The organism is Clostridium sp. SHJSY1, assembly GCF_031626875.1.
In the GTDB taxonomy this organism is placed as follows: Bacteria; Bacillota; Clostridia; order Clostridiales; family Clostridiaceae; genus Clostridium.
In genome coordinates, this window is the sequence record NZ_JANDMF010000023.1 from 54,514 (window position 1) to 76,924 (window position 22,411).

The 22,411-nt window shown below is 28.7% G+C and carries 21 protein-coding genes; 6 read left to right on the top strand and 15 right to left on the bottom strand.

Going from position 1 to position 22,411, the window contains the following annotated elements:
* Nucleotide 1: 1 nt before the first annotated feature.
* From NNC19_RS11870 to NNC19_RS11890, 5 genes are all read right to left on the bottom strand, one after another.
* Complete coding sequence (locus tag NNC19_RS11870) at nucleotides 2-1,708, bottom strand: ABC transporter ATP-binding protein (protein WP_310938871.1); 1,707 nt, start codon at nucleotides 1,706-1,708, stop codon at nucleotides 2-4.
* Between the two features lie 16 nt (nucleotides 1,709-1,724).
* Nucleotides 1,725-2,393, bottom strand: a complete 669-nt coding sequence (locus tag NNC19_RS11875; protein WP_310938872.1) for an ABC transporter ATP-binding protein — start codon at nucleotides 2,391-2,393, stop codon at nucleotides 1,725-1,727.
* The gene (locus tag NNC19_RS11880; protein ID WP_310938873.1) at nucleotides 2,383-3,144 is read right to left on the bottom strand and encodes an ABC transporter permease subunit; all 762 of its coding nucleotides are present in this window, start codon (nucleotides 3,142-3,144) and stop codon (nucleotides 2,383-2,385) included. The genes NNC19_RS11875 and NNC19_RS11880 overlap by 11 nt, the downstream gene beginning before the upstream one ends.
* A complete protein-coding gene (locus NNC19_RS11885) occupies nucleotides 3,119-4,093 on the bottom strand; it encodes an MqnA/MqnD/SBP family protein (protein ID WP_310938874.1) in 975 nt (324 codons plus the stop codon). The genes NNC19_RS11880 and NNC19_RS11885 overlap by 26 nt, the downstream gene beginning before the upstream one ends.
* Before the next feature lie 286 nt (nucleotides 4,094-4,379).
* Nucleotides 4,380-4,805, bottom strand: a complete 426-nt coding sequence (locus NNC19_RS11890; RefSeq protein WP_310938875.1) for a YaaR family protein — start codon at nucleotides 4,803-4,805, stop codon at nucleotides 4,380-4,382.
* Between the two features lie 144 nt (nucleotides 4,806-4,949).
* Between NNC19_RS11890 and NNC19_RS11895 the strand changes: the two genes are divergently transcribed.
* On the top strand, nucleotides 4,950-6,086 hold the full coding sequence (locus NNC19_RS11895; protein WP_310938876.1) for a DEAD/DEAH box helicase: 1,137 nt from the start codon (nucleotides 4,950-4,952) through the stop codon (nucleotides 6,084-6,086).
* 476 nt (nucleotides 6,087-6,562) lie between these two features.
* On the opposite strand, the gene NNC19_RS11900 is transcribed toward NNC19_RS11895, so the two are convergent.
* Nucleotides 6,563-7,333, bottom strand: a complete 771-nt coding sequence (locus NNC19_RS11900; RefSeq protein ID WP_310938877.1) for a DUF2087 domain-containing protein — start codon at nucleotides 7,331-7,333, stop codon at nucleotides 6,563-6,565.
* A gap of 222 nt (nucleotides 7,334-7,555) precedes the next feature.
* A complete protein-coding gene (locus NNC19_RS11905) occupies nucleotides 7,556-7,684 on the bottom strand; it encodes a hypothetical protein (RefSeq protein WP_310938878.1) in 129 nt (42 codons plus the stop codon).
* Between the two features lie 304 nt (nucleotides 7,685-7,988).
* On the opposite strand from NNC19_RS11905, the gene NNC19_RS11910 reads away from it, so the two are divergent.
* Entirely contained in the window at nucleotides 7,989-8,501 is a 513-nt protein-coding gene (locus NNC19_RS11910) for a peptidoglycan-binding domain-containing protein (protein WP_310938879.1), read from the top strand.
* Between the two features lie 130 nt (nucleotides 8,502-8,631).
* Here NNC19_RS11910 and NNC19_RS11915 read toward each other — a convergent pair whose 3' ends face one another.
* The 5 genes from NNC19_RS11915 to hflX all read right to left on the bottom strand — a co-directional run bounded on the left by NNC19_RS11915 (nucleotide 8,632) and on the right by hflX (nucleotide 14,291).
* A complete protein-coding gene (locus tag NNC19_RS11915) occupies nucleotides 8,632-9,372 on the bottom strand; it encodes a YebC/PmpR family DNA-binding transcriptional regulator (RefSeq protein WP_310938880.1) in 741 nt (246 codons plus the stop codon).
* Between the two features lie 92 nt (nucleotides 9,373-9,464).
* Nucleotides 9,465-10,118, bottom strand: coding sequence for a YigZ family protein (locus NNC19_RS11920; protein ID WP_310938881.1), 654 nt, complete (start codon nucleotides 10,116-10,118; stop codon nucleotides 9,465-9,467).
* Nucleotides 10,106-11,521 carry a PLP-dependent aminotransferase family protein gene (locus NNC19_RS11925; RefSeq protein ID WP_310938882.1) on the bottom strand — a complete coding sequence of 472 codons (1,416 nt, stop codon included), beginning with the start codon at nucleotides 11,519-11,521 and terminating at the stop codon, nucleotides 10,106-10,108. Before NNC19_RS11925 ends, NNC19_RS11920 begins: the two co-directional genes overlap by 13 nt.
* A gap of 16 nt (nucleotides 11,522-11,537) precedes the next feature.
* A complete protein-coding gene (locus NNC19_RS11930; protein WP_310938883.1) occupies nucleotides 11,538-12,446 on the bottom strand; it encodes a nucleotidyltransferase domain-containing protein in 909 nt (302 codons plus the stop codon).
* A gap of 54 nt (nucleotides 12,447-12,500) precedes the next feature.
* Nucleotides 12,501-14,291, bottom strand: coding sequence for a GTPase HflX (gene hflX, locus NNC19_RS11935; protein ID WP_310938884.1), 1,791 nt, complete (start codon nucleotides 14,289-14,291; stop codon nucleotides 12,501-12,503).
* 188 nt (nucleotides 14,292-14,479) lie between these two features.
* Here hflX and hpt point away from each other — a divergent pair, with 188 nt between their 5' ends.
* Nucleotides 14,480-15,004, top strand: a complete 525-nt coding sequence (gene hpt / locus NNC19_RS11940; protein WP_310938885.1) for a hypoxanthine phosphoribosyltransferase — start codon at nucleotides 14,480-14,482, stop codon at nucleotides 15,002-15,004.
* An 83-nt stretch (nucleotides 15,005-15,087) separates the two neighbouring features.
* Here the strand turns inward: hpt and yunB are convergent, their stop codons facing one another.
* Complete coding sequence (gene yunB / locus NNC19_RS11945; RefSeq protein WP_310938886.1) at nucleotides 15,088-15,735, bottom strand: sporulation protein YunB; 648 nt, start codon at nucleotides 15,733-15,735, stop codon at nucleotides 15,088-15,090.
* Nucleotides 15,736-15,830: 95 nt separating this feature from the next.
* On the opposite strand from yunB, the gene NNC19_RS11950 reads away from it, so the two are divergent.
* The gene (locus NNC19_RS11950) at nucleotides 15,831-18,428 is read left to right on the top strand and encodes a transglycosylase domain-containing protein (RefSeq protein WP_310938887.1); all 2,598 of its coding nucleotides are present in this window, start codon (nucleotides 15,831-15,833) and stop codon (nucleotides 18,426-18,428) included.
* A 49-nt stretch (nucleotides 18,429-18,477) separates the two neighbouring features.
* Here NNC19_RS11950 and NNC19_RS11955 read toward each other — a convergent pair whose 3' ends face one another.
* Nucleotides 18,478-19,311, bottom strand: coding sequence for a hypothetical protein (locus NNC19_RS11955; protein WP_310938888.1), 834 nt, complete (start codon nucleotides 19,309-19,311; stop codon nucleotides 18,478-18,480).
* 60 nt (nucleotides 19,312-19,371) lie between these two features.
* Nucleotides 19,372-20,475: a GNAT family N-acetyltransferase gene (locus NNC19_RS11960; protein WP_310938889.1), complete on the bottom strand. Its 1,104-nt coding sequence runs from the start codon at nucleotides 20,473-20,475 to the stop codon at nucleotides 19,372-19,374.
* A gap of 331 nt (nucleotides 20,476-20,806) precedes the next feature.
* Between NNC19_RS11960 and NNC19_RS11965 the strand changes: the two genes are divergently transcribed.
* Both NNC19_RS11965 and potA read left to right on the top strand, forming a co-directional pair.
* The gene (locus NNC19_RS11965; RefSeq protein WP_310938890.1) at nucleotides 20,807-21,346 is read left to right on the top strand and encodes an XRE family transcriptional regulator; all 540 of its coding nucleotides are present in this window, start codon (nucleotides 20,807-20,809) and stop codon (nucleotides 21,344-21,346) included.
* A gap of 24 nt (nucleotides 21,347-21,370) precedes the next feature.
* On the top strand, nucleotides 21,371-22,411 hold the full coding sequence (gene potA / locus NNC19_RS11970; RefSeq protein WP_310938891.1) for a spermidine/putrescine ABC transporter ATP-binding protein: 1,041 nt from the start codon (nucleotides 21,371-21,373) through the stop codon (nucleotides 22,409-22,411).

Sequence of the window (22,411 nt, forward strand, 5' to 3'; positions counted from 1 at the left end):
TTTAATTTTCCACAAATTTATGTAATCCACTATATATTCCATCTAAGCTTATAAGCTCCTCATGTGTACCTCTTTCCTCTATCCCTTTATCAGTAAGAACAATAATCTCGTCAGCATTTCTAATAGTAGACAATCTATGTGCAACTACAATAGTAGTTCTGCCTTTGCATAACTCATCTAGAGATTTCTTAATATAATACTCTGTAGTATTATCAAGAGCAGATGTGGCCTCATCTAAAATTAATATTGGCGGATTTTTCAAAAAAACTCTTGCAATCGAAATTCTTTGCTTTTGACCACCTGAAAGCTTAACTCCCCTTTCTCCTATAAAAGTATCATATCCTTCCTCAAGACTTAATATAAAGTCATGAATATTAGCTTTTTTAGCAGCTTCATAAATATCTTCATCACTAGCTTCAAATTTTCCATACATTATATTTTCTTTAATGGTCCCTGTAAATAAAAACACTTCTTGCTGAACTATTCCGATACTTTCTCTAAGAGATCTAATAGTAACATCATAAATACTTTTATCATCTATAAGTATGTCGCCCTTGTCCAAATCATAAAATCTAGGTATTAAATTACAAAAAGTTGACTTTCCTCCACCTGATGGACCTACTAAAGCAAGCATCTTCCCAGCTTCAATTTCCAAAGACAATCCATCTAAAATTTTATTATCTTCATAGCTAAATTCAGTATCTTTAAAAGTTATTTTTCCTTTAACATTTACTAAATCTTTTGATCCTTTTTTCTCTTTTTCCATATCTTCATTTAATATTTCCATATATCTTTGAAATCCTGTAATTCCACTTTGATATTGTTCCATAAAATTAGTTAATTTTTTAATAGGATCAGTAAATATTTTTATATATAAAAGATACGCAAAGAAATCTCCAAGACCTATTATTCCCCAAAAAGTAAACAATCCACCAATTATTAAAACCACATAATTTAAAATATCTATAGAAAAAGTTGCTCCTGCAGAGTACTCTGCCATAATTTTATAGGCTTTTTCTCTTGCCTTCATAAAACTTTTATTACCTTCTTCAAACTTCTTCTCTTCAACTTCATGAGATACAAAAGCTTTTGCAACTCTAATTCCAGAAATACTATTTTCTAAGCTTGCATTTACTACCCCTGTTTTCACCCTTGTTTTAAAAAATGAATCATTCATTCTTTTTCTTTGTTTTATTGTAAATATCACTATTATAGGTATAAATATAAATATTATTAATGTTAAAGGAATATTTATTGTAGATAATATAATAAAAGATCCAAACAGCATTATAATAGAAATAAATATATCCTCTGGCCCATGATGAGCTAGTTCTGATATATCCATCAAATCATTTATAATTCTAGACATTATGTCCCCAGTTTTATTATTATCAAAATATGTATTTGGTAATTTTTGAAGATGATTAAATATTTCTCTTCTCATATCTCCTTGCATTCTAACTCCAACAACATGCCCCCAATAATTCATGAAATATCCACAAATAGCTTTTATTATAAATAAGATTATTAGTGTGATAGCAAATACTATTATCATTCTTATTTCTTTGTTTGGAATTGAACTATCAACTAACTCTTTGGTCATCATTGGATAAACCAAATCACAACATGCAGCTATCAATGCTGCTATTAAGTCTATAAAAAATAACTTTCTATAAGGCTTATAAAAACCGATAAATTTTTTAAACATATAACCTCCTATTTTTCTATATTAATGTTAAAATTTCTTTTTTATTTTCCTCTAATCCTTCATTAAAAACTTTCTTTATATTAAAAGGCTTTCCCCCTAAAATATAAATTTTTCCATTCATATATATTGCTTCATCCACATCATGGGTAACAAAAATAACCATTCTCTTTTCTTTTTTAAATATTTCAATTAATTCCTTCATTATAGAATACTTAGTCTTATAATCAAGAGATTTAAATGGTTCATCCATCAATATTAACTTTGATGGTTTTAAAAGAGCCCTTGCAATATTAACCCTTTGTCTCATTCCTCCACTCAGCTTTCTAGGATACTCTTTTTCAATATTCTCTAAATGCAGAAGCTTGAATATCTCTCGTATCTTTTTATTTCCTTCATCTTTTGAAAAATAATCATATATAAACAATTCCATATTTTCTTTAATATTAAGCCATGGCACTAATCTATCTTCTTGAAATATATAACTAATTTCATCTTCATTTATACCAATAACTTCTCCTGAATCTTTTTTAAGCAACCCTGACAATATATTAAGAAGAGTGCTTTTTCCCCCACCAGATTCACCAATTATTGAGTTAATCTTTTCTGAAGTAAATGAAATATTAAAATTACAAAACACGATTTTATCTTCAAAAGACTTACATAAATTTTTAATTTCAATCTTCATTTTGCCACCTATAAACCTTTTTATTTATTAGTTTATTTAGTAAATCAAATAATATTGATAGTATAGCTATAATTATAATCCATGCAAATATTGAATTTGTGTTAAAATTCACTTTTTCAATTTGTATGGATGATCCCACTCCATATTTAGGTTGTCCATACACTTCACCTGCTATCACTACTTTAAATACCAACGAAAAAGTAGACATTAAAATACCTGCAATATAAAATCCTATAACAGGCATATATATCCTTTTTACTTTTTGCCAAGTTGAAACTTTATAAATTCTACACATTTCTATAAGTTCTTTATTTATATTACCAATTGAACTTATCACACCATCATAAAGTATAGGAAACACTATAACAAATCCCACTATAAAAGGAGCTTCTTCTTTCTTAAACCAAATAAGCGTAAGTACTATCAAAACCATTGTAGGGATTGTCTTTCCTATAGCATTTATAGGCTTTAAGAAACTTTTGAAAATGGGGTACATCAAAGATAGCACCCCAAATATAACAGCTAAAAGCAAAGCTGCTAGAAAACTGATTAAAGTTCTACTAAGACTACTTAACATATTCCTTAGAAAATCGTCTTTACTTAGAATTTCTTTCATGGAAATCAATACATTTCCTACTCTAGGAAGATATATTTCATTATTTAATTTAATTGCTACTATATCCCAAAGACCTATTAATATCATACATGATATAATCACTTGTATTTTACTTTTCCATGTAAACACCTTCATCTGGCACCTTTCCTCCTATAGTCTTTGGATCTAATTCTTTTAACTTATTAAAATAAGCATCATACTCTTTATAACAATTCTTAATTGGTACATATTTTATATTCGCCTTTTCAATAGAATTAGAAACTATATCTTTATTAACTGATACTCCAAGTTCTTCACAATATGATGGTAAATTCGAATTATTTTCAAGAGCAAAATTACAACTAGATTCTATCTGTTTCAAGAAACTTTCCACAAACTTACTATCATTATCAACCAAATCCTTTTTAATTATGATAGTTGATTGCGGAAAACCATATTCTGAGTTATTTGCCTTTTTCCATTCTTCATTAAAATCCATTATTATTTTTGCATTTGTTTTTTTACTTAAAACTTGTGTTAATGCAGGTTCTGGTATAACTGCATAACTTGTTTTACCAGATAGTATAGTTGGTGTAAGCTCTGTAACGCCATTAACATATGAAAAATTAAAATCAGAATCTAAATTATATCCCTTATCCTTTAATACTGTTCTTGTAATTAAATCAGGAGTCAAACCTTTACCTATATTAAATATTTCTTTTCCTTTTAACTGATCTATTGAATTTTCTTCTCCAGTTGAAACTAGATAAAAAGCCCCCCAACCAACAGTACCTGCAACAACATATTTTCCTTCTTTATTATATTGGGTTGCTGCTACATTAGATGGAACTATTGCTATATCTGTTTCTCCTTTTAATACCTCAGAAACTATATTTTCAGGTGTCTTTTCAATAGAATATTCTATGTTATAACCTTTCGATATTTCAGGCTTTTCCTTCATTAGTTTTGCAGTAGCTATTGCTGTTAATCCATCTGGAATAACAACTGTAACTTCTTTTGTTTCTTTTGTTTCTTTTGACGAACAAGAAACAAATATTCCGAAAGCAAATATTACTGTTAATATTAGTGCAAATTTTTTCTTCATAAATTATCCCTCCTAATTTATTGTCTAAAATATATGATACTATAATTGAAATTAGATGTCACTTACATGCAAATTTTCTAGCTTTCGATAATAAAGAGCTATCTAAATTAAGATAGCTCTTTTAAGGGACATAAAAATAAATAACGAGTCCAAATTTGCCATAAATATTTTTCATCAGGCAAGGAAGCATATTGGTCTCATAGCGGACTATTAAGTCAATCTGCTGACACAAGATGATGGAAAATATTCTGGCGGATTGACTTGTTATTTTTTTGATTGTCCCTAATCATCTATAAATATCAACTATTAATCCTTGAATTTCATCTATAGTAGATGCAATATTCAAATTTTCCTTCTCATCTCCAAGAAGTACATCTGTAAGCTCCTCAAGTTTAGCATCAACAGTATCAACTGTTATAAAGTATTGGGTTTGCCAGAAACTTATATCTTTTTTAGTATCATACATAAATTGCAAGACAGATTCTAAATACTCTTTTATAAGCTTTTTATACATCCTAACATCAGCATATGTTTTAGTTAAAACAAGTCTATTTCCCTTTTTCTTTATATCATCACACATTCTTTTAAGCTGCTCTTCTGATTTTCTATCCCTTGCTTGGTTAAAACTCTGTGAAAAATCTTTTTTACCTGATGTAACTTTTCTCTCATCATCACGAGTTATAGTGTTTCTCGAAACTCTCCCAATTTCCATAGTACCATTCCTTTCTACTGATAATTATAACAAAAAAAATTTCATTAAACTATATACTAGTTTGCATAATAAAATATTTTTCTCGTTATTTCTTGCATAAATGTATATAATAATTATTATGAATATTAACTTAAGGAGAAATATATGGAATCTTTTAACGAACTAAATCTAAATAAAAAACTAATAGTAGGCCTAGAGAAACAAGGCATTACTGTTCCTACAGGCATTCAAGCCTCGGTTATCCCTGAAGCTATAAAAAATAAAGATATTATAGGTGAAGCACATACTGGTAGTGGAAAAACCCTTGCTTTTATTCTTCCTTTATTTGAGAAAATCAATACAGAAAAAAGAGAAATGCAAGCTCTTATTCTAGCTCCGACTCATGAATTGGTAATGCAGATAGATTCTCAAATAAAATTACTAGCTAAAAATTCAGAAATTCCAGTCACCTCATTATCTATAATTGGTGATGTAAATATTGATAAGCAAATAAAAAAACTTAAAGATAACAAACCACATATTATAGTTGGGTCTACTGGAAGAATACTTGACCTTATAAAGAAAAAGAAAAAAATCACTGCACATACTATAAAAACCATAGTAATAGATGAAGCTGACAATCTTCTTGATAATACAAGTTCTGCTATGGTTAAAGATGTTATTAAAACTACCATGAAAGATAGGCAACTTATGGTATTCTCTGCTACTATAAATGGAAATACTTTATCTACTGCAAAAGAACTTATGAATGAACCTATCATATTTAAAAACAATGAAAAAGTATCTTTAAATCCAAATATAGAGCATATTTATATAGAAGTTGATCCTAGAGAAAAATTTGAAACTTTAAGAAAACTCATAGCTGCTACTGATCCTCAGAAAGCTTTAGTATTTGTAAACAAAGGATATGAAATTAATATGATAGCTGATAAATTAAACTTCCATAACAAAGCTACTTTTGCTATTCACAAAGGTGTTAGCAAGGAACAAAGGCAAAATGCCCTTGAAAGTTTTAGAAATGGAAAAATAAATATACTGGTTTCTTCAGATATTTCAGCAAGAGGATTAGACATACAAGGAATTACACATATTATAAATCTTGATTTCCCTACCAATTCTAATGAATATCTTCATAGAGCTGGTAGAACTGCAAGAGGTGCAAATTCAGGTTACACAATTTCACTAGTAACTGCAAAAGAAAGAGCTGCTGTTAGAATTTATGAAAGAGAATTTGAAATTGAAATAAAAAAGAAAAAATTATCTCATGGCCAATTAATATAAGATAAAATATACAAATTTGTATCTTATCACTTTTAAGGAGCTGTCTAAAACAGAGATTTAAAATCTCCATTTTAGACAGCTCCTTAAAATGTCGTTTGCAAAGTAATTATAGACTTTTAATAAAATCCCAAATCATGTTTAACTATGAATATCTTCATTAATCCCCTAACTATATACTTTGAATTAGTCGTTATGTATTCAAAATATATATATTTATTTATATTCATAATAAATTAACATTACTTCCTCACCCATTAGTTTTTCTTAAAATATATATAATACCAAAACTACTAATGGGTTTCTCTCATACTTCCCCATCCTCCTTATAATATATTTTATGTCTAATTTGTCGTTTAATATGCTTTCCTATTTACTCTATTCTACATGGTTATCGCTTCTATTTAAACAATTTCATCTTAAAATGCCTCAATAAGCTCGTGAAATAAAATATTATTATTCACTCCAAACCATAACTTTTACTCTTTTACCCAATAACTCTTACAATCATTAGTTCTTTCTATATAACCATACTCTATTAACGCTCTTCTTAAAGTTACATAATCTTCATATATTCTCTTTAAAATCCTATTAATTTCTTTTTCTGAATAAGTTTTTCCCTTAGAAAAATTTTTAGTTATCTCCTCTAATATAATAATCTTCTTTTTAGCTTTAGCTGGGTAGTTTTTTAATGCACCATTCTCATACATATAATTTTTAATAGTATCCTCTTTTTCTTTATCTGTTATATTAAATCTATCATCTATGATAGTAGCTGTCTTATGCACATCACATATTACTGCTTTATCTAACTTATTTATCTTTTTGTTAGTACCTTTAGAAATCAAATCCATCATAGCTAGAAATAGTCTTGCTTGTTTTTCTTTTTCCCTTAACTTGTACTTATGATTTCTAATAGTTGATTGTGTTACTCCAAGCTTTGCTGCTATTTCTTTATCTGATAAACCTTCTGCAATTAGAGATACTACCTCTTTTTGAACATCTGAAATCCCTATGAAAGTTGAATTCATCCCTAAAAGATAATGAATCATTGATCCATGTCTTTCTTCTATATGAATTTCTGCAGCTTTCTTTGCTTCATATAATTCAGAATCAACTTCATATATACGTCCTTTTTCAAAAATTTCTTCACAAATGATACATCTATAATTCTTTTCATCTTCTACAAATCCTTCTTTAACCTCCTCTACTCTTGCATTCCAAAATAATTCATTTGATTTCATATCCATACAGAACAACCCTTTCCATTAATTTACTCTATATTTATATTACTCTCAATTCTAAGCTTTGTCTATATATTTATAGACTATTTTATTTTTTGTTTATAATATCGCAAACTTTTTACACTTTTGTTGCATTGCATATTTTGAATCTTTATTATATCTTCATACATATATCTATTTAAAAAATTTCACAATTAAATATGGCTCACTATCTTTATCTTTAAACTATTACTTATTACAATATTTAAAATACTTTTTACCTAGTCTAACTTTAAATTTCACATTATTTTCACATATTATAGCCATAGTATTCCCACAATACTCTAATATAATAATAAACATAAAGTAGTTAATCATTATTTATTTCCCCTATTAAAATAAATAATAACTATTAAAATGGCTTATCTTCCCCTATAGATAAGCCATTCTTTTTTATAAAAATACACATCTATCTCTTATTCCCCCATGCAAACAGTAAGCTTAATATTTATACCATCTTTTATATCTATACTTTCAAAATTTAATATATATCTCCTTATATTTTTTAGTAACACAGAATATATTTTTTCTTGTTAATATTTTGGTAATATTTTTACCATAATTAGAAACATTTATATATTATTATCTGAATGTAAAATAAATTATTAAGGAGATATAAATTATGAAAAAAATGAACAAAACAAAAATTAAAACACTATGTGCTGGAGTACTAGCAACTGTGCTTCTTTCTTCAACATCTGTCTTTGCTGCAACTGATATTAGTTCAACTACTAAAACTAATGCTAGTTCAACCACTAAATATATGTATGATCCTTCATCCATGTATCGCCAATATTATGATGGTACTGTATATGTGACAAACGTACATTTAGAAAACCCAATTACTTATAACGGCAAATCATATACGTATATAAACATTACTATGAGCGACAATTCACATATAAATACATTTGCAGAGTCTTTGGTTGATTATAATCACAAAAATAATGACATTTCTATAGCCTCATTACAAATATTATTAAATCATTATGGATACTGCTTACATGTTACTGGAATATTTGATACCAACACATTTGACGCATTATCTGACTTCCAAAGGAAATATCCTGATTGTGGTGCTATTAATGGAGTTTGTGGCGAAAAAACTTGGAAAACACTTGTTAATAACTTCTAATATTAATATATAATAAACATTAACTGACAAAGAAAAAATGACCCATCAAGGTCATTTTTCTTTGTCAGATAATGATATTTAATCTCTAATTCTAAAATAAATTCTTTATATTAGTTGTTTATAAAAATCCCTATTCATCCCATCCTTCAGGGAATTCAGCATTGTGGTAGACTTCTTGAACATCATCATCATCCTCAAGTAAATCTAACATCTTTTGAAACTTCTTAGCATCATCTTCGTTAATTTCAGTATATGTATCTGGTATCATCTTAACAGCAGCATCTAAGAATTCAATTTTTTCTGCTTCTAAAGCTTCTCTAACTGTTCCAAAATCATCTGGTTCAGTAGTTACTATAAATACTTCCTCTTCTTCTGCTGAGAAATCTTCTGCTCCTGCATCTAAAGCTAACATCATCATCTCATCTTCATCTCTATCAGCTTTTTCTATAACTATTTCTCCTTTTTCTTGAAACATGAATCCTACACAACCAGTAGCCCCCATATTTCCTCCACCTTTTGTAAAGGCACTTCTAACATTTCCTGCTGATCTATTTTTATTATCAGTAAGAGTTTCAACAATTACAGCAACTCCACTTGGCCCATAACCTTCATATACAATTGTTTCATAGCTTACTGAATTTATATCTCCTTCAGCTTTTTTAATTGCTCTAGCAATAATATCATTAGGCATATTTGCTGCCTTGGCTTTTGCTATAACATCTCTAAGCCTTGCATTAATATCTGGATTAGCTCCACCATTCTTAATAGCTAGTGCTAATTCTTTACCTATCTTTGTGAATATTTTTCCTCTTTTAGCATCAACTTTACCTTTTTTATTTTGAATGTTATGCCATTTTGAGTGTCCTGACATGCTTATTCCTCCTATCTTAATTACATAAAACCTATAAAATTATATCATATTTTTAAAGGAAATAAAAGACATACACCTTCCTATCATCTATTCTATATAGACATATCTCCATATAATCTATTTCCTTCTTTGAAGTATATACCCTCATGACTTCTATTAACTAAAGCTTTGCCATTGGTAGAATCAATCAGCTCTTTTTCTATTATAGCTAAATTTTCCATCTCAACTAAAATGTATAATTCTACCTTTTCCTCATATGATATATCATCAATATGCCAAAGATTCTGAGAGCAAACATACTGAACCTTTCCTAAAAGATCATAGTCTAGAATAATAGTAAGTTTTACTCCATCTACTTTTTCTATTATACCTGCAGCTTTAACAGCAATAGATGCCCCTTTAGTATAGGCCCTAGTAAGTCCCCCTGCACCTAAAAGTACTCCACCAAAATACCTTGTTACAACAACAGCACAATCTGTTATTCCGCTTTTTTTCATCACTTCAAGTATTGGTATTCCTGCTGTACCTTGAGGTTCTCCATCATCTGAATATCTCTGAATCCCCATATTTTTTCCTATTACATAAGCAAAACAGTTATGTCTTGCTTGCTTATGTTTTGATTTTATTTCATTTACAAATTCTCGTGCTTCCTCTTCAGACTCTACTCTTTTTGCATATCCAATAAATTCAGATTTTTTTTCTTCGAAGGAATCCTCTCCAAAATTTCTTATAGTTACATATGACATAATTCTAATTCCTCCTTAATAATTTCAAGCCCTTTTACTATCTTTTCTTTATCTGTTTGAGAAAAGCCTATTCTAAATGTCCTGTCTCCATCTTTCATATTTCTAAAGAACAAAACTCCTGGCGTTATATATACCCCTTTTTTAGCAAGTTTCAAAAAAAATTCCCTAGATTTAATATATTCCTTATTCAAGGTCAAATAAAAATTCAATCCTCCACCTGGCTTATTATAAGTAACATATTCATTGAGTTCTTTATCTAAAATATCTGTCATAAGCTTATATCTTTCATGATATTCTTTGTTTAACAACCCAATGTTATCTTTCCATTTATCTTCATCAATGTACATTTCTAGCGCTCTTTGCATAAGACTTGATGTTGCTATATCTGTATTAAATTTTGAATTTTGCATACTTTCCTTAAATACAGCTGGCATAACCATATAACCAATTCTAATACCAGGCAAAAATATCTTAGAAAAACTTTTAATATAAATAACTCTATCATCTCTGTCTAACCACTTAAAAGGCATGTACTCCACGCCTTCATCATAAATTAGCTCAGAAAGATAATCATCTTCTATAATATAAAAATCATACTTCTTTGCAAGTTTTATTATTTTTTTCTTTTTTTCCAAAGAATAACTTATTCCAGTAGGATTTTGAAAATAACTCATAGTATAAAAACAACTAATTTTATTTTTCTTTAAAATTTCCTCAAACTTATCTAAGTTAACTCCATCACTTTCCATTTCAACTTCAAATATATTTGCTCTTCTCCACATAAATACAGATAATGCGCCACCATAAGTAGGTTTTTCAACTATAACATTATCATTAATATTTAATATAACTTTGGATGCAATATCAATCCCTTGTTGAGCTCCTGAAACTATCAATATATCTTCATCTTGAAGAGTATCATCCCAAAAAGCTCTATTAATAGTTCCTCTAAGCTTTTCATACCCTAGAGCATTTTGAGAAATTAAAGCTTCTGCTCCATCCCTATCTAAAACTCTATTTATTATATCTTTAAAGTCTTCTATTGGAAACAATACTTCTCCTGTTGTTTCTCCAGCGAAATCTATTGCTTTTTCTATATTTCCTGACATTAACCTTTTAAAAATCTTTGAATATTCCTTTTTAAAAACGGATATATTTTCTTTTCTTTTAACATATGTTCCACTGCCTACCTTTTGGTAGGCAAATCCATCACTTTGAAGTTTTTTATATGCATTTACTATAGTAACCTTATTAACTTTTAAAAAATCAGTATATTCTCTTATGGTAGGAAGTTTCTCCCCATCTTCTACCACTTTTTTTTCAATTAATTTTTTTAAATGTAGGGCTATTTGTACATATTTAGGTATTTCTTCTTTAAAATTAACTCTAAACTGCTCATTCATTATAAAAGCTCCACTTCTACTTTTTTCTATTCCTTATTGCATATACATTTTCATCTATAATCTTATTTTCTTCATTATCTTTTAGTGCACTTCTCTTCTTTACTATTAAGCTACGTTTTTCAAGTTCATTTAGTATATTTTCTATTTTTATATCAAAATTTTTATATCTCTCATCTTTTAATATTTCATATGAATTTACAAAATCATTTCGTTCTTCTAAGTAATCTAATAATAGCTTACAAGAAATAACTATATTTTCATCAAGGAATCTATTAATATAGTTTATAATATTCATTATTTCTTCTTTTCTAGTTTCACCAATAAACAGCTTATCAACTACTTCCTTAAATTCATTATTCAAATTTGTAGCCATAGCTAAAGAATCCTTAGATACTACATAGCCATTTAAATTTATAAATAATCTTGCAAAACTATCTAAAGCTCGTATTAATACTTCAAACGAAGTCCTAAATCCTCCATTTGAAAAATATTTTCTACATACTCTTAAATCTTTTATAAGATCTCCTAAATAAACCAAATTCCATATTTCAACATCATAATCCGTTGAATATCTAGCTTTATTATAAATCTGCTCTATATCTTGATCTCTTGAAAAAACCATTCTAGATTTTATTAGTAAATTTCTAACAAAACCTTTTTGCCCCCCATTTTCATATAAATCAAGAAAGTTCTTTTTATCTAATAACTTAGTATGAACAGGCACTCCAAGTATTTCTGAATATACATCTCTGATCTTTTCATATTCATCAGAATAAACAACAAATAAATCTATATCTGATTCTTCCCAAACATCTCCTGTTACTATGCTTCCAAATGTAAAAATAGATAAAACTTTTTTATTTTTCTTTAATTTATTTACTATGGACTGAAAAGCATTTTGTAACTCTATAACAGTTTTTGCCATCGCCCATCTCCCTTCCTAATAGTAATCTATTTTTTCATTATAACATATTAACCTCTAACTAATCTCATACTCCTTACTTTTATTATAGACTTCTTCATCTACTTCAACCACCATAAAGGTTCCTTCATCTCTATATTCCTCTTCAAGAATTCTACCATTTCTGTGAAGGAATGATACCATATCTCCTTTATCATATGGTATTAAATATTCTACTTTAGAAAAATTATATGGTAATTTTTCTTCTACTTTAGTTAAAAGAAAATCCAAGTTTATATTTTCTTTTGCTGACACTTCAATTATGTCATCATAATTTTTAACGTCTTCTCTTAACCTATTTAAAGTTTCCTCATCTATCATATCTATTTTATTTAATACTAATATAGTTTCCTTATCTCTAGCTCCTAGTTCTCCTAGGACTTCTTCAACTGCTACAATTTGATCTAATGCACCACTTGCAGATGCATCCACTACATGACAAAGTAAATCTGAATATATTACTTCTTCTAATGTAGACTTAAATGCTTCAACTAAATCATGAGGTAACTTTCTTACAAATCCTACTGTATCTGTTAAAGTAATCAGCCCTTTATTTTTTAAAGTTATAGCTCTAGTAGTTATATCTAAAGTTGCAAATAACATATTTGCTTCAAATACCTTTTCTTTTGCCTTTCCTTCATTGGTTGCTGCTATATCACATAGTGCATTTCTTAATGTAGATTTTCCTGCATTAGTATATCCAACTAATGATACCTTTGGTATGCTCTCCTTATTTCTTTTTTCTCTTTGAACTTCTCTAACTTTTTTAATCTTTTTAAGTTCATTATTTAAATCATATATGCTATCATTTATATGTCTTCTATCTGTTTCTAATTTCTTTTCTCCTGGTCCTCTAGTTCCTATTCCTCCACCAGTTCTTGAAAGAACTGTACCTAACCCTTGAAGTCTACTTTTTCTATATTTAAGTTGTGCAAGCTCTACTTGAATTTTAGCTTCCTTACTCTTTGCACGTCTTGCAAATATTTCAAGGATTAATGTAGTTCTATCTATTACCTTAGCTCCTAATGCATTTTCTAAATTTCTAACTTGAGAGCCTGATAATTCATCATCAAATATTATCAAATTTGCTCTTTTAGTTTGCCTTAAAGAAGCAATCTCTAATACTTTTCCTCTACCTATAAAGAATGCTGGATCAATTTTGTTTCTACTTTGAAAAACAAGATTTAGCACAGGTATATCACAAGCATCTGCAAGCTCTTTTAATTCATCTAAACTTTCCTTTGTGTCAGAACCTACTAAAATTGCTTTTTCTTCATCATCTTCAATTACTTCATTTTCTTTTATCAAACTTTCGATATGTCTTGCCTTATCTAAAATATTTATAGATAGCAACTCTTCAAGTGATAAATTCTTCTTCTCCTCAAACATTAGTGTATTGTCAAATACAGAAAGAATACCTAAAGAATAGTCTATAATCTTTCCTTCATATATTCCTATAGCAACAATTGCATCAAGTTTCAATTTTAAAAGTGCTGATAAGTCTAATGCAGATAAGTTACATAAGCCGTTTGGATGAGTGTGTATAACCCTAACTCCTGATAATCTTCCTTCTCTAATATCTAATAAAGGTAATTCTACAGAAGAAGAATCTCCAATAGCCACTGATTGAACCTTCCCTCTTCTATCTATAGCCACACTAACTTCTCTCTCTATATCTGTTGATACCCTGCTCATTATTCTTACTATTTCTTCATTTACAACTTCATCTTTAAAATTTTTTATCCTATATATTTCTTCCAATTGGTCTAAAAAACTTTTCTTTACACCATCTACATTTCCATTTATCATAGTATCACCCCTTATATATACATATCTTTACAACATTCATTTAATTTTATACTATCTACTTACACTTGTAAACATTACACCAATATAATAAATTCCACTGAAATTAAAGTTGCAAGATTTATTAAAAATATGTAATATGAATTAAGAGAAATAAATAATCTTTAACGGTTTTGAAACGGAGGATACCAATGGAAAATAAAAAACGTAATATTCTATTATCTAAAGAAACTATAAATAGTAGAATTGAAGAACTTGGAGCTGAAATAACAAAAGATTATGAAGGAAAAAATCTTTATGTTTTATCTCTATTAAGAGGTAGTTTTATGTTTACAGCTGACCTAGTACGTGCCCTTGACACTAAAGTTAAAATAGGTTTTATGACTACTTCAAGTTATGGTCATAGTGAAACTAGCTCAGGGAAAGTAAAAATAGTAAATGATATTCCTGATAATATAGAAGGTTTTGATGTTTTAATAGTTGATGACATTGTTGATACTGGATATACTATGGAATTTATAATAGATCATGTAAAAAAGCTTGGTGCTGCTTCAGTAAAAAGTTGTGTATTACTTGATAAACCATCAAGAAGAATAGCAAATGTTCATCCTGACTACAGATGCTTTGAAATTGAAGATGTTTTTGTTGTTGGTTATGGCTTAGATTATGGTAACTATTACAGAAATATTCCTTATGTATTTAATTGGGAAGATTAAGATAATTGAAAATGGAGAATGAGTGTGAAAATTTCTAAAGGAATTTCATCCAAAATTCTCCATCTTCTTTTCTCAATTCTTAATTATTGCCCTTTATTAAAATCTATTGCTGTATTTGGTATCTTTCCAACAATAATAGTTTCTGCCACAGGAATTTCACATGTTATCTCCATTTCTTGACTATGAAGAGGTATTATAGTCTTTACTGTAGCTTCTACATTTAAATATATTTTATGTCTAGTTTGATTTATCCCCGCACTTTCAAATTTTGATTCATATGTTACCTTCATATTTCCAATAGGCTCAATTTTTACTGTAACATCTGGCCCTAAATTATAAAATGCACTTTGCTCTGTCATCCATCCCAAAGGGACCTTAATTCCGACTTCCCCCATTTCCTGTAATTTTTCATTACATTTTATGGATAGTTCAGAGGCTAAATAATTTAATTTTACTGTATTAGCCCTTATAAGATTGATATTATTATCTTTATCCCTATCAATAATTATCATTTCATCATATTTGAATTCATTGTTAAAAAGCTCCAAACTAGTTGAACTTATCGTATCAATAGTCTTAGCCCTAACAGTGCTTTCTGATTTGACTAATGCAGAAGGTAGAACCCTTTCATCAAATATGTACAAAAAAATTATTAACATGGTAAATATTGTAATAATAACCAATATATATGGGTTTATTTTCCTTTTTCGTGGTTTTACATAATATTTCATATTACACCTTATTGTTGAGTTATTGCTTTAATCATATTATAATTATGCTATAGTATAATATAATATAATCAAATATATAAAATCAGGAGGAACAAATGGCTATAGATAAAAATACAAATAAACCGAATAATGCCACTAAGTCTCCAGCAAAGAAAGTTGCTTCTAATAAATTACAAAAGAAGAAAAAAGAAAAAAGTAAGAAGAGAATTATTATCAAAAGAATTTTCTTAGGATTACTGTTTCTGATGTTAACCGTAATGGTTATAGGTGCTGGTTACGTATTTGCTGTTATCAAAAGTACTCCCCCTTTAGATATGGATGCTGTTCTTAATTTAAGTCAACCTACATCTGTATATGATAAAGATGGTGTATTTATGGATAACTTACATTCTGAAGTAGAGAGGACTGTTGTAACACCTGACAAAATTCCTCAACATTTAAAGGATGCATATACTTCTATTGAGGATCAAAGATTCTATTCTCATAAAGGGGTTGACCCCATAAGAATTGGAGGTTCTATAGTTACTGATATAACAAAAATATTCAAAAGACAATCAGGTATGCATGGTGGTTCAACTTTAACTCAACAACTTCTAAAAAACACCATTCTTACAAATGAAGATTCTTCTGTTGTAAGAAAAATTAAAGAGATTTGGTTGGCTCTTAGCTTAGAAAAAAAATTATCCAAAGATGAAATCATAAGTCAATATCTTAATACAATACCACTAGGGGGGACAGTTTATGGGGTTGAGGCAGCATCAAATCTTTATTTTGCTAAATCCGTAAATGAACTTAGCCTTATTGAATGTGCTTATATAGCAGGAATTACTCAAGCACCATCATATTATAGTGCTTATAATGAAAATAATAAAAAAGATCCTAGTCCTTATATTAACAGAACAAAAACTGTGTTAAGTAAAATGAAGGAATTAGGAAAAATAACCGATGCTGAATATACCCAAGCAATTGCTGATATTGATGGAGGTAAATTAGTTTTCAAATCTAAGAAAAATGATTATAAACTTCAATATGAGTGGTATCTTAATCCAGCAGTCTCTCAGGTTAGAGCTGATTTAAAGAAAAAGTACAAATATTCTGATGATGAAGTTTCAAAACTTTTAGCAAATGGTGGTCTTAAAATAACAACCAATATGGATAGAAAACTTCAAGACTACACTCAAAGCTTACTAGATAACTTTTCATCTACAAATGTAGGTTATAAGGAAACTTATATTAATGGAAGTAAAACACCTGAATTCCAAGCTTCTGCTACTATTGTTGATTATAAAAAAGGTAAGGTTTTAGCTATGATTGGTGGTAGAGGTGAACATGCTGCACAATCAGCTAATAGAGCTTATAGTTACTTACGACCAATTGGATCGACAACTAAACCTTTAACAGTCTATGGTCCAGCTATTAACGAAAAAAAATTAACTGCTGGTTCTACTATAGATGATACTGCTATTGAAAATAATATAGGGAAAACTCTTAATAACGGAAGTCCTTATGCTGTAAGAAATGATGATAGGAGTTTTGATGGTAATGTAACAATTAGAGAAGGGCTTAGAAAATCTAAAAATGTTGTAGCTGTGTCAGTTGAAAATACTCTTGGCATAAAGACTGGGGCAGAATATGGTGAAAAGTTTGGATTAGTTTACAACGAACGTACAAAAACATATATTTCAACCTTAGCACTTGGTCAATTTGAAGGTAATACAGATGGTGGAAACACATTTATCACATCATCAGCTTTTGGAGTATTTGGGAATAGCGGTACTTATACTACACCAAAACTTTACTCAAAAGTTTTAGATGCTTCTGGCAATACTCTTTTAGATACTGAAGAAAATATAGAAACAAAAGAAATATTTTCTCCACAAGCTGCATATATAATGTATGATTTGCTAAAAGGTTCTAGAGGTTATACTGGTCCAGCAGCTCAATGGGGCAAAATGCCTACAGCTGGTAAAACTGGTACTACTTCAGATAGTAAAGACCTTTGGTTCACAGGATTAACTCCTTATTTATCTGGCTCTGTTTGGCTTGGTTATGACACTCCAAAAGAAATGAGTAATGGTAGCTCTAATTTAGCTGCAGGTCTTTGGGGTAAAATCATGGCAAAAGCACATGAAGGTATGAAAGTTACAGATATAGACGAACCAAGTGGAATTGTTAAACGTACTATTTGTATGGATTCAGGTAAATTAGCTACAAATCTTTGTAATAGCGACCCTAGAGATAGAGTTTATGAAGAAATGTTTATTGAAGGTACAGAACCTGAGGAATACTGTGATGCTCATGTCTCTGTAGCAATTAACACTCAAAATAATAAACTTGCTACAAACAATACTCCAGCTTGGTTAAAAGCTAATAAAGTATTTGTTAAAAAGAAATATCCTAATCCTCAAACTGCTGATTATCAATATGTATTACCAACTGCTTATGATGATACACCAGCCATAACAACTCCGGTAATACCACCTACAAATACTGATAACAATAATGATAAAGATAAGGACAAAGACAAAGATAAAGACAAAGATAAAGATAAGAGTAATGGGAATAGTAATGGTAATGGAACTGATACAGGTAATGGTAACACTACTACTCCAACAACCACACCTACTACTCCAACAACTCCAACAACTCCAACTAAAGATCAAGAAAAAACAAATTTTAATATATTTAATTAAAAAAATAGCTGTCTCAATTTTAATTGAGACGGCTATTTTTATTAAGTTTTTATGAACTTGTATTTGTAATATTACTTTTTTCTGAATTAATAATGTCACCTGTTTCAGTTGATACAAAGTATTTCATTTTTATTTCCTTATTATCTTCATTTAGACATTTTACTGATATAACATAGCATAGTTCTAATTCTGTATTGTCTTTATCTTCTGAATAGGCCTTATAGATTTCTTCATTTAATTCAGCCGATTTATATAAATTTAAGGTTTCATTTTTTACTAATTCGTAAGCCTTAGATTCATCTATATTAATTTTTAATTCTTTTGGTTCTTTATACACAGAAGAATCCGAAAAACCATCAAGTCTCCCAGTTTCTTTATTAATCTTTAACAGTAAATTATAATTATAAAATGGATATCCTTCCTTGTATTTAGTAAACACCAAAGAATAATATGACAAAGATTCTGAATTTACTTCTTTCAAAATCTCTTTAAATTTAAATTCTCCTTTATAAATAATATCTAAATACTTTTCTCCTAATTCTTTAGCTTCATCCTCTGTAACTTTAATATCATAAGCCTTGCTTTGCTTATTTATAAATCCAATCACATTGTACTTGGCATCTACATCTATTGCATATTCTCCAGAAACAACACTGTAGTATTCTTCATTTTTAGCCGGATCACTCTTTTTAGTTGATTTATATTTATCATTTTCTTTTCCCATAATTATAATATCATTTGAAGAAAGTAATTGTAAAAATTCCTTTGCAGACTTTTTCTCCTTAGATCCAGAACCAACAAACATATACGATGTAATAAGTACACCTAATGATAGAATAAACAGTATAGTAAATCCTAATACAGTTGTCTTTTTGCAATTCATTAGTAACCCCTCCAAAACGGTATATGAAAAAATAATAGTTTACATTACCATTTTACAATATTAAATTTCTTTTATAAAGTCCTTTTCAATCATTCCAAGTCCTTTTTCTAACTTTTCCGAAAGTTTCCTTCCTCCAACTTTTTCTACCAGTGATAAAATCATTTCTAAAGTTCCAATAGCATTTGCACTTAAAATCACTTTACCATTATCTATAAAATTCTTATCTACTATTCTTTCTTCTGCTAACCCTTCAATGTAACTTTGAAGCCTTGGTATTCTAATTCCTTCTAAAGCTCTACATCTTACAAGAAACCTTATACCCTCTCCCACGGTACAAATATAGTCACAATGATTTAAATTCATCATAATAAATTTAATTGCTTCTTTATCTTGAACATGACTATCTACAAATTTTCCTCCTGGTATTATTAATATATCTGGTTTATAACTTTCTAAATCTATTATCTCTGTATTGATTGTAATTCCATTTTGAAATTCAATTGTATTTTTAAAAGCTATACCTATAACATTAAATATTTTTTTCCCTTTAATATCATTTGCCATTTCTAATACATCACTTACTATTCCATAATCTAGCATGTTCATTCCATCATACATAAGTACTCCTATATCCTTTTGATTATCCGCCTTGTTTTCTAGAAATTCTTCTTTTGTTACTTTCATTTGTGTTCCGTCCTTATATTGTCCAACTTCCTGAAACCCTAGTTTTTTAGCTATTCTAACAGCATTCTCAGTTGGTATATTATCCATTAAAATTTCTCCACCAAACTCTAAAAAATAATACTCTAACAAAAGTTTAAGAGCTTCTTCTCCATATCCTTTATTTCTATATCTATGATGTATCTTTAAATTAAACCTTGCTATTCTAGTTACAGAATCATATCCATGAAAACTAACTTCACCTATTGCCTTATCTCGTATTGTATAAACTAGGCAATAGAAATTTTTCCCATCAGTAGGGTATACCATCTTCTTGTAAAACATCTCCCATTTTTCTTCTGGAAATTTAAATGTTCCACCAATGTCTTTCATAGTTTCTTCATCTGACCATAACCTTGAAATAAAAACAAAGTCTTTATAATCAGGCTGTTTAATATAAATATTCTTTCCATTTCTTCTATAACTACCATTAATATTTGCCATAACTACCACCTAATTTTTTTCTTTATTATTAAATATCTCATATTTACGTACTATTATCAATAGCTTTGAATCTTATCTCCACTTATTTTCATAAAAATTCAAACTTTATTGAACTTATATTTTTATCTTAGTATTAGTAAACATAATAATTTAAATAAGTAAACTTTTTTTTCAGATAAGTTCAAATCCTTTACTAGGCCAAAACTTATCTTTAAAATTTTTTTTATAAAAATCTTGATTTTATTTAATAAAGTTAATATAATATGTATGTTTGTTTAGTAATTTTAAACATATAGTTTAGTAAAAGTTATTTTTTATAGTAGGTGAAAATATGCAAATAGGAAAAAAGATTCGAAGACTTAGAATCGAAAAACAACTTACTCAAGAAGAACTTGCAAATAGATGTGAACTTTCAAAGGGATTTATATCTCAACTTGAAAATGATTTAACATCTCCTTCTATTGCAACTTTAGTGGATATACTTGAAATCTTAGGTACAAACTTACAAGAATTCTTTAGTGAAACAGAAGAAGAAAGAGTTACATTTCGTAATGAAGATATGTTCGAAACAGAAGATAGTGAATTAAAGTATAATCTAATGTGGTTAGTTCCAAATGCACAAAAAAATATAATGGAGCCAATAATGATAACATTAGAATCTGGTGGAAGATATGCTATGGAAGAACCTCATGAAGGTGAAGAATTTGGGTATGTTTTATCTGGAAGTATATTTTTACATTTAGGAAATAAAAAATATAAAGTAAAAAAAGGAGAAAGTTTCTATTTCAAACCAAGAGAGAGTCACTACATCTCTAATTGCGGAAAGACTCAAGCAAAAGTAATTTGGATTAGTACTCCTCCATCCTTTTAAATATTTTAGAAAGAGGTGTTTATGATGGATAAAAACATAATTGAATTAAAAGGTATTACTAAAAACTATGGAAATAATACGGTACTTAATGATCTATCATTAAATATTAAAAGTAATGAATTCTTAACCTTACTTGGCCCATCAGGATGTGGCAAAACAACAACACTCAGATTAATAGCTGGGTTTGAAACTTCAGACTCTGGAGATATTTTATTTAATGGCAAGAATATTTCAAATGTGCCCCCTAATGAAAGACCAGTAAACACCATTTTTCAAAAATATGCTCTATTTCCACATATGAATGTTTATGAGAATATAGCATTTGGGTTAAAAATAAAAAAACTCCCTAAAGAAGAAATAGATAAAAAAGTAAAAGAAATGCTTACTATGGTTTCTTTATCTGGCTTTGAAAAAAGAAATATCGAATCCTTAAGTGGTGGTCAACAACAAAGAGTTGCTATAGCTAGAGCCCTTGTAAATGAACCAGAAGTACTTCTCTTAGATGAACCTCTTGGTGCTTTGGATTTAAAACTTAGGAAAGAAATGCAGCTTGAACTAAAAAAAATTCAACAAAGACTTGGAATTACGTTTATTTTTGTAACACATGACCAAGAGGAAGCCTTGACTATGTCTGATACTATTGTTGTTATGAATAAAGGTATAATTCAGCAAAAAGGTTCTCCTGAAGATATTTACAATGAACCTTCTAATGCATTTGTTGCTGACTTTATAGGTGAAAGTAATATTTTAGATGGTACTATGATTGAAGACTTCAAAGTAATTTTCTGTGGTAGAGAGTTTGAATGTGTAGATAAAGGATTTAATCTTAAAGAAAATATTGATGTAGTTATTAGACCAGAGGATATAAAAATAGTTTCAATTGATGAAGGCATGCTTAAAGGTACAGTTAAATCTGTAACATTTAAAGGGGTTCATTATGAAATGATTGTAGAGGAAAATAATAGAGAATTTATCATCCACAACACAAAATTTTATGATGTAAATTCAAAAATAGGACTAGTTATTACTCCTGAAGACATCCATATAATGAGGAAGGCTTACTAA

What these genes read in the sequence shown, in the direction of transcription:
- NNC19_RS11870 (WP_310938871.1), bottom strand. Translation starts at nt 1,708, where the DNA reads ATGTTTAAAAAATTTATCGGTTTTTATAAGCCTTATAGAAAGTTATTT.
- potA (WP_310938891.1), top strand. Translation starts at nt 21,371, where the DNA reads ATGGATAAAAACATAATTGAATTAAAAGGTATTACTAAAAACTATGGA.
- NNC19_RS11950 (WP_310938887.1), top strand. Translation starts at nt 15,831, where the DNA reads ATGGCTATAGATAAAAATACAAATAAACCGAATAATGCCACTAAGTCT.
- NNC19_RS11955 (WP_310938888.1), bottom strand. Translation starts at nt 19,311, where the DNA reads ATGAATTGCAAAAAGACAACTGTATTAGGATTTACTATACTGTTTATT.
- NNC19_RS11960 (WP_310938889.1), bottom strand. Translation starts at nt 20,475, where the DNA reads ATGGCAAATATTAATGGTAGTTATAGAAGAAATGGAAAGAATATTTAT.
- NNC19_RS11880 (WP_310938873.1), bottom strand. Translation starts at nt 3,144, where the DNA reads ATGAAGGTGTTTACATGGAAAAGTAAAATACAAGTGATTATATCATGT.
- NNC19_RS11890 (WP_310938875.1), bottom strand. Translation starts at nt 4,805, where the DNA reads ATGGAAATTGGGAGAGTTTCGAGAAACACTATAACTCGTGATGATGAG.
- NNC19_RS11885 (WP_310938874.1), bottom strand. Translation starts at nt 4,093, where the DNA reads ATGAAGAAAAAATTTGCACTAATATTAACAGTAATATTTGCTTTCGGA.
- NNC19_RS11900 (WP_310938877.1), bottom strand. Translation starts at nt 7,333, where the DNA reads ATGGATATGAAATCAAATGAATTATTTTGGAATGCAAGAGTAGAGGAG.
- NNC19_RS11895 (WP_310938876.1), top strand. Translation starts at nt 4,950, where the DNA reads ATGGAATCTTTTAACGAACTAAATCTAAATAAAAAACTAATAGTAGGC.
- yunB (WP_310938886.1), bottom strand. Translation starts at nt 15,735, where the DNA reads ATGAAATATTATGTAAAACCACGAAAAAGGAAAATAAACCCATATATA.
- NNC19_RS11925 (WP_310938882.1), bottom strand. Translation starts at nt 11,521, where the DNA reads ATGAATGAGCAGTTTAGAGTTAATTTTAAAGAAGAAATACCTAAATAT.
- NNC19_RS11920 (WP_310938881.1), bottom strand. Translation starts at nt 10,118, where the DNA reads ATGTCATATGTAACTATAAGAAATTTTGGAGAGGATTCCTTCGAAGAA.
- hpt (WP_310938885.1), top strand. Translation starts at nt 14,480, where the DNA reads ATGGAAAATAAAAAACGTAATATTCTATTATCTAAAGAAACTATAAAT.
- NNC19_RS11930 (WP_310938883.1), bottom strand. Translation starts at nt 12,446, where the DNA reads ATGGCAAAAACTGTTATAGAGTTACAAAATGCTTTTCAGTCCATAGTA.
- NNC19_RS11875 (WP_310938872.1), bottom strand. Translation starts at nt 2,393, where the DNA reads ATGAAGATTGAAATTAAAAATTTATGTAAGTCTTTTGAAGATAAAATC.
- NNC19_RS11915 (WP_310938880.1), bottom strand. Translation starts at nt 9,372, where the DNA reads ATGTCAGGACACTCAAAATGGCATAACATTCAAAATAAAAAAGGTAAA.
- NNC19_RS11910 (WP_310938879.1), top strand. Translation starts at nt 7,989, where the DNA reads ATGAAAAAAATGAACAAAACAAAAATTAAAACACTATGTGCTGGAGTA.
- NNC19_RS11905 (WP_310938878.1), bottom strand. Translation starts at nt 7,684, where the DNA reads ATGATTAACTACTTTATGTTTATTATTATATTAGAGTATTGTGGGAAT.
- hflX (WP_310938884.1), bottom strand. Translation starts at nt 14,291, where the DNA reads ATGATAAATGGAAATGTAGATGGTGTAAAGAAAAGTTTTTTAGACCAA.
- NNC19_RS11965 (WP_310938890.1), top strand. Translation starts at nt 20,807, where the DNA reads ATGCAAATAGGAAAAAAGATTCGAAGACTTAGAATCGAAAAACAACTT.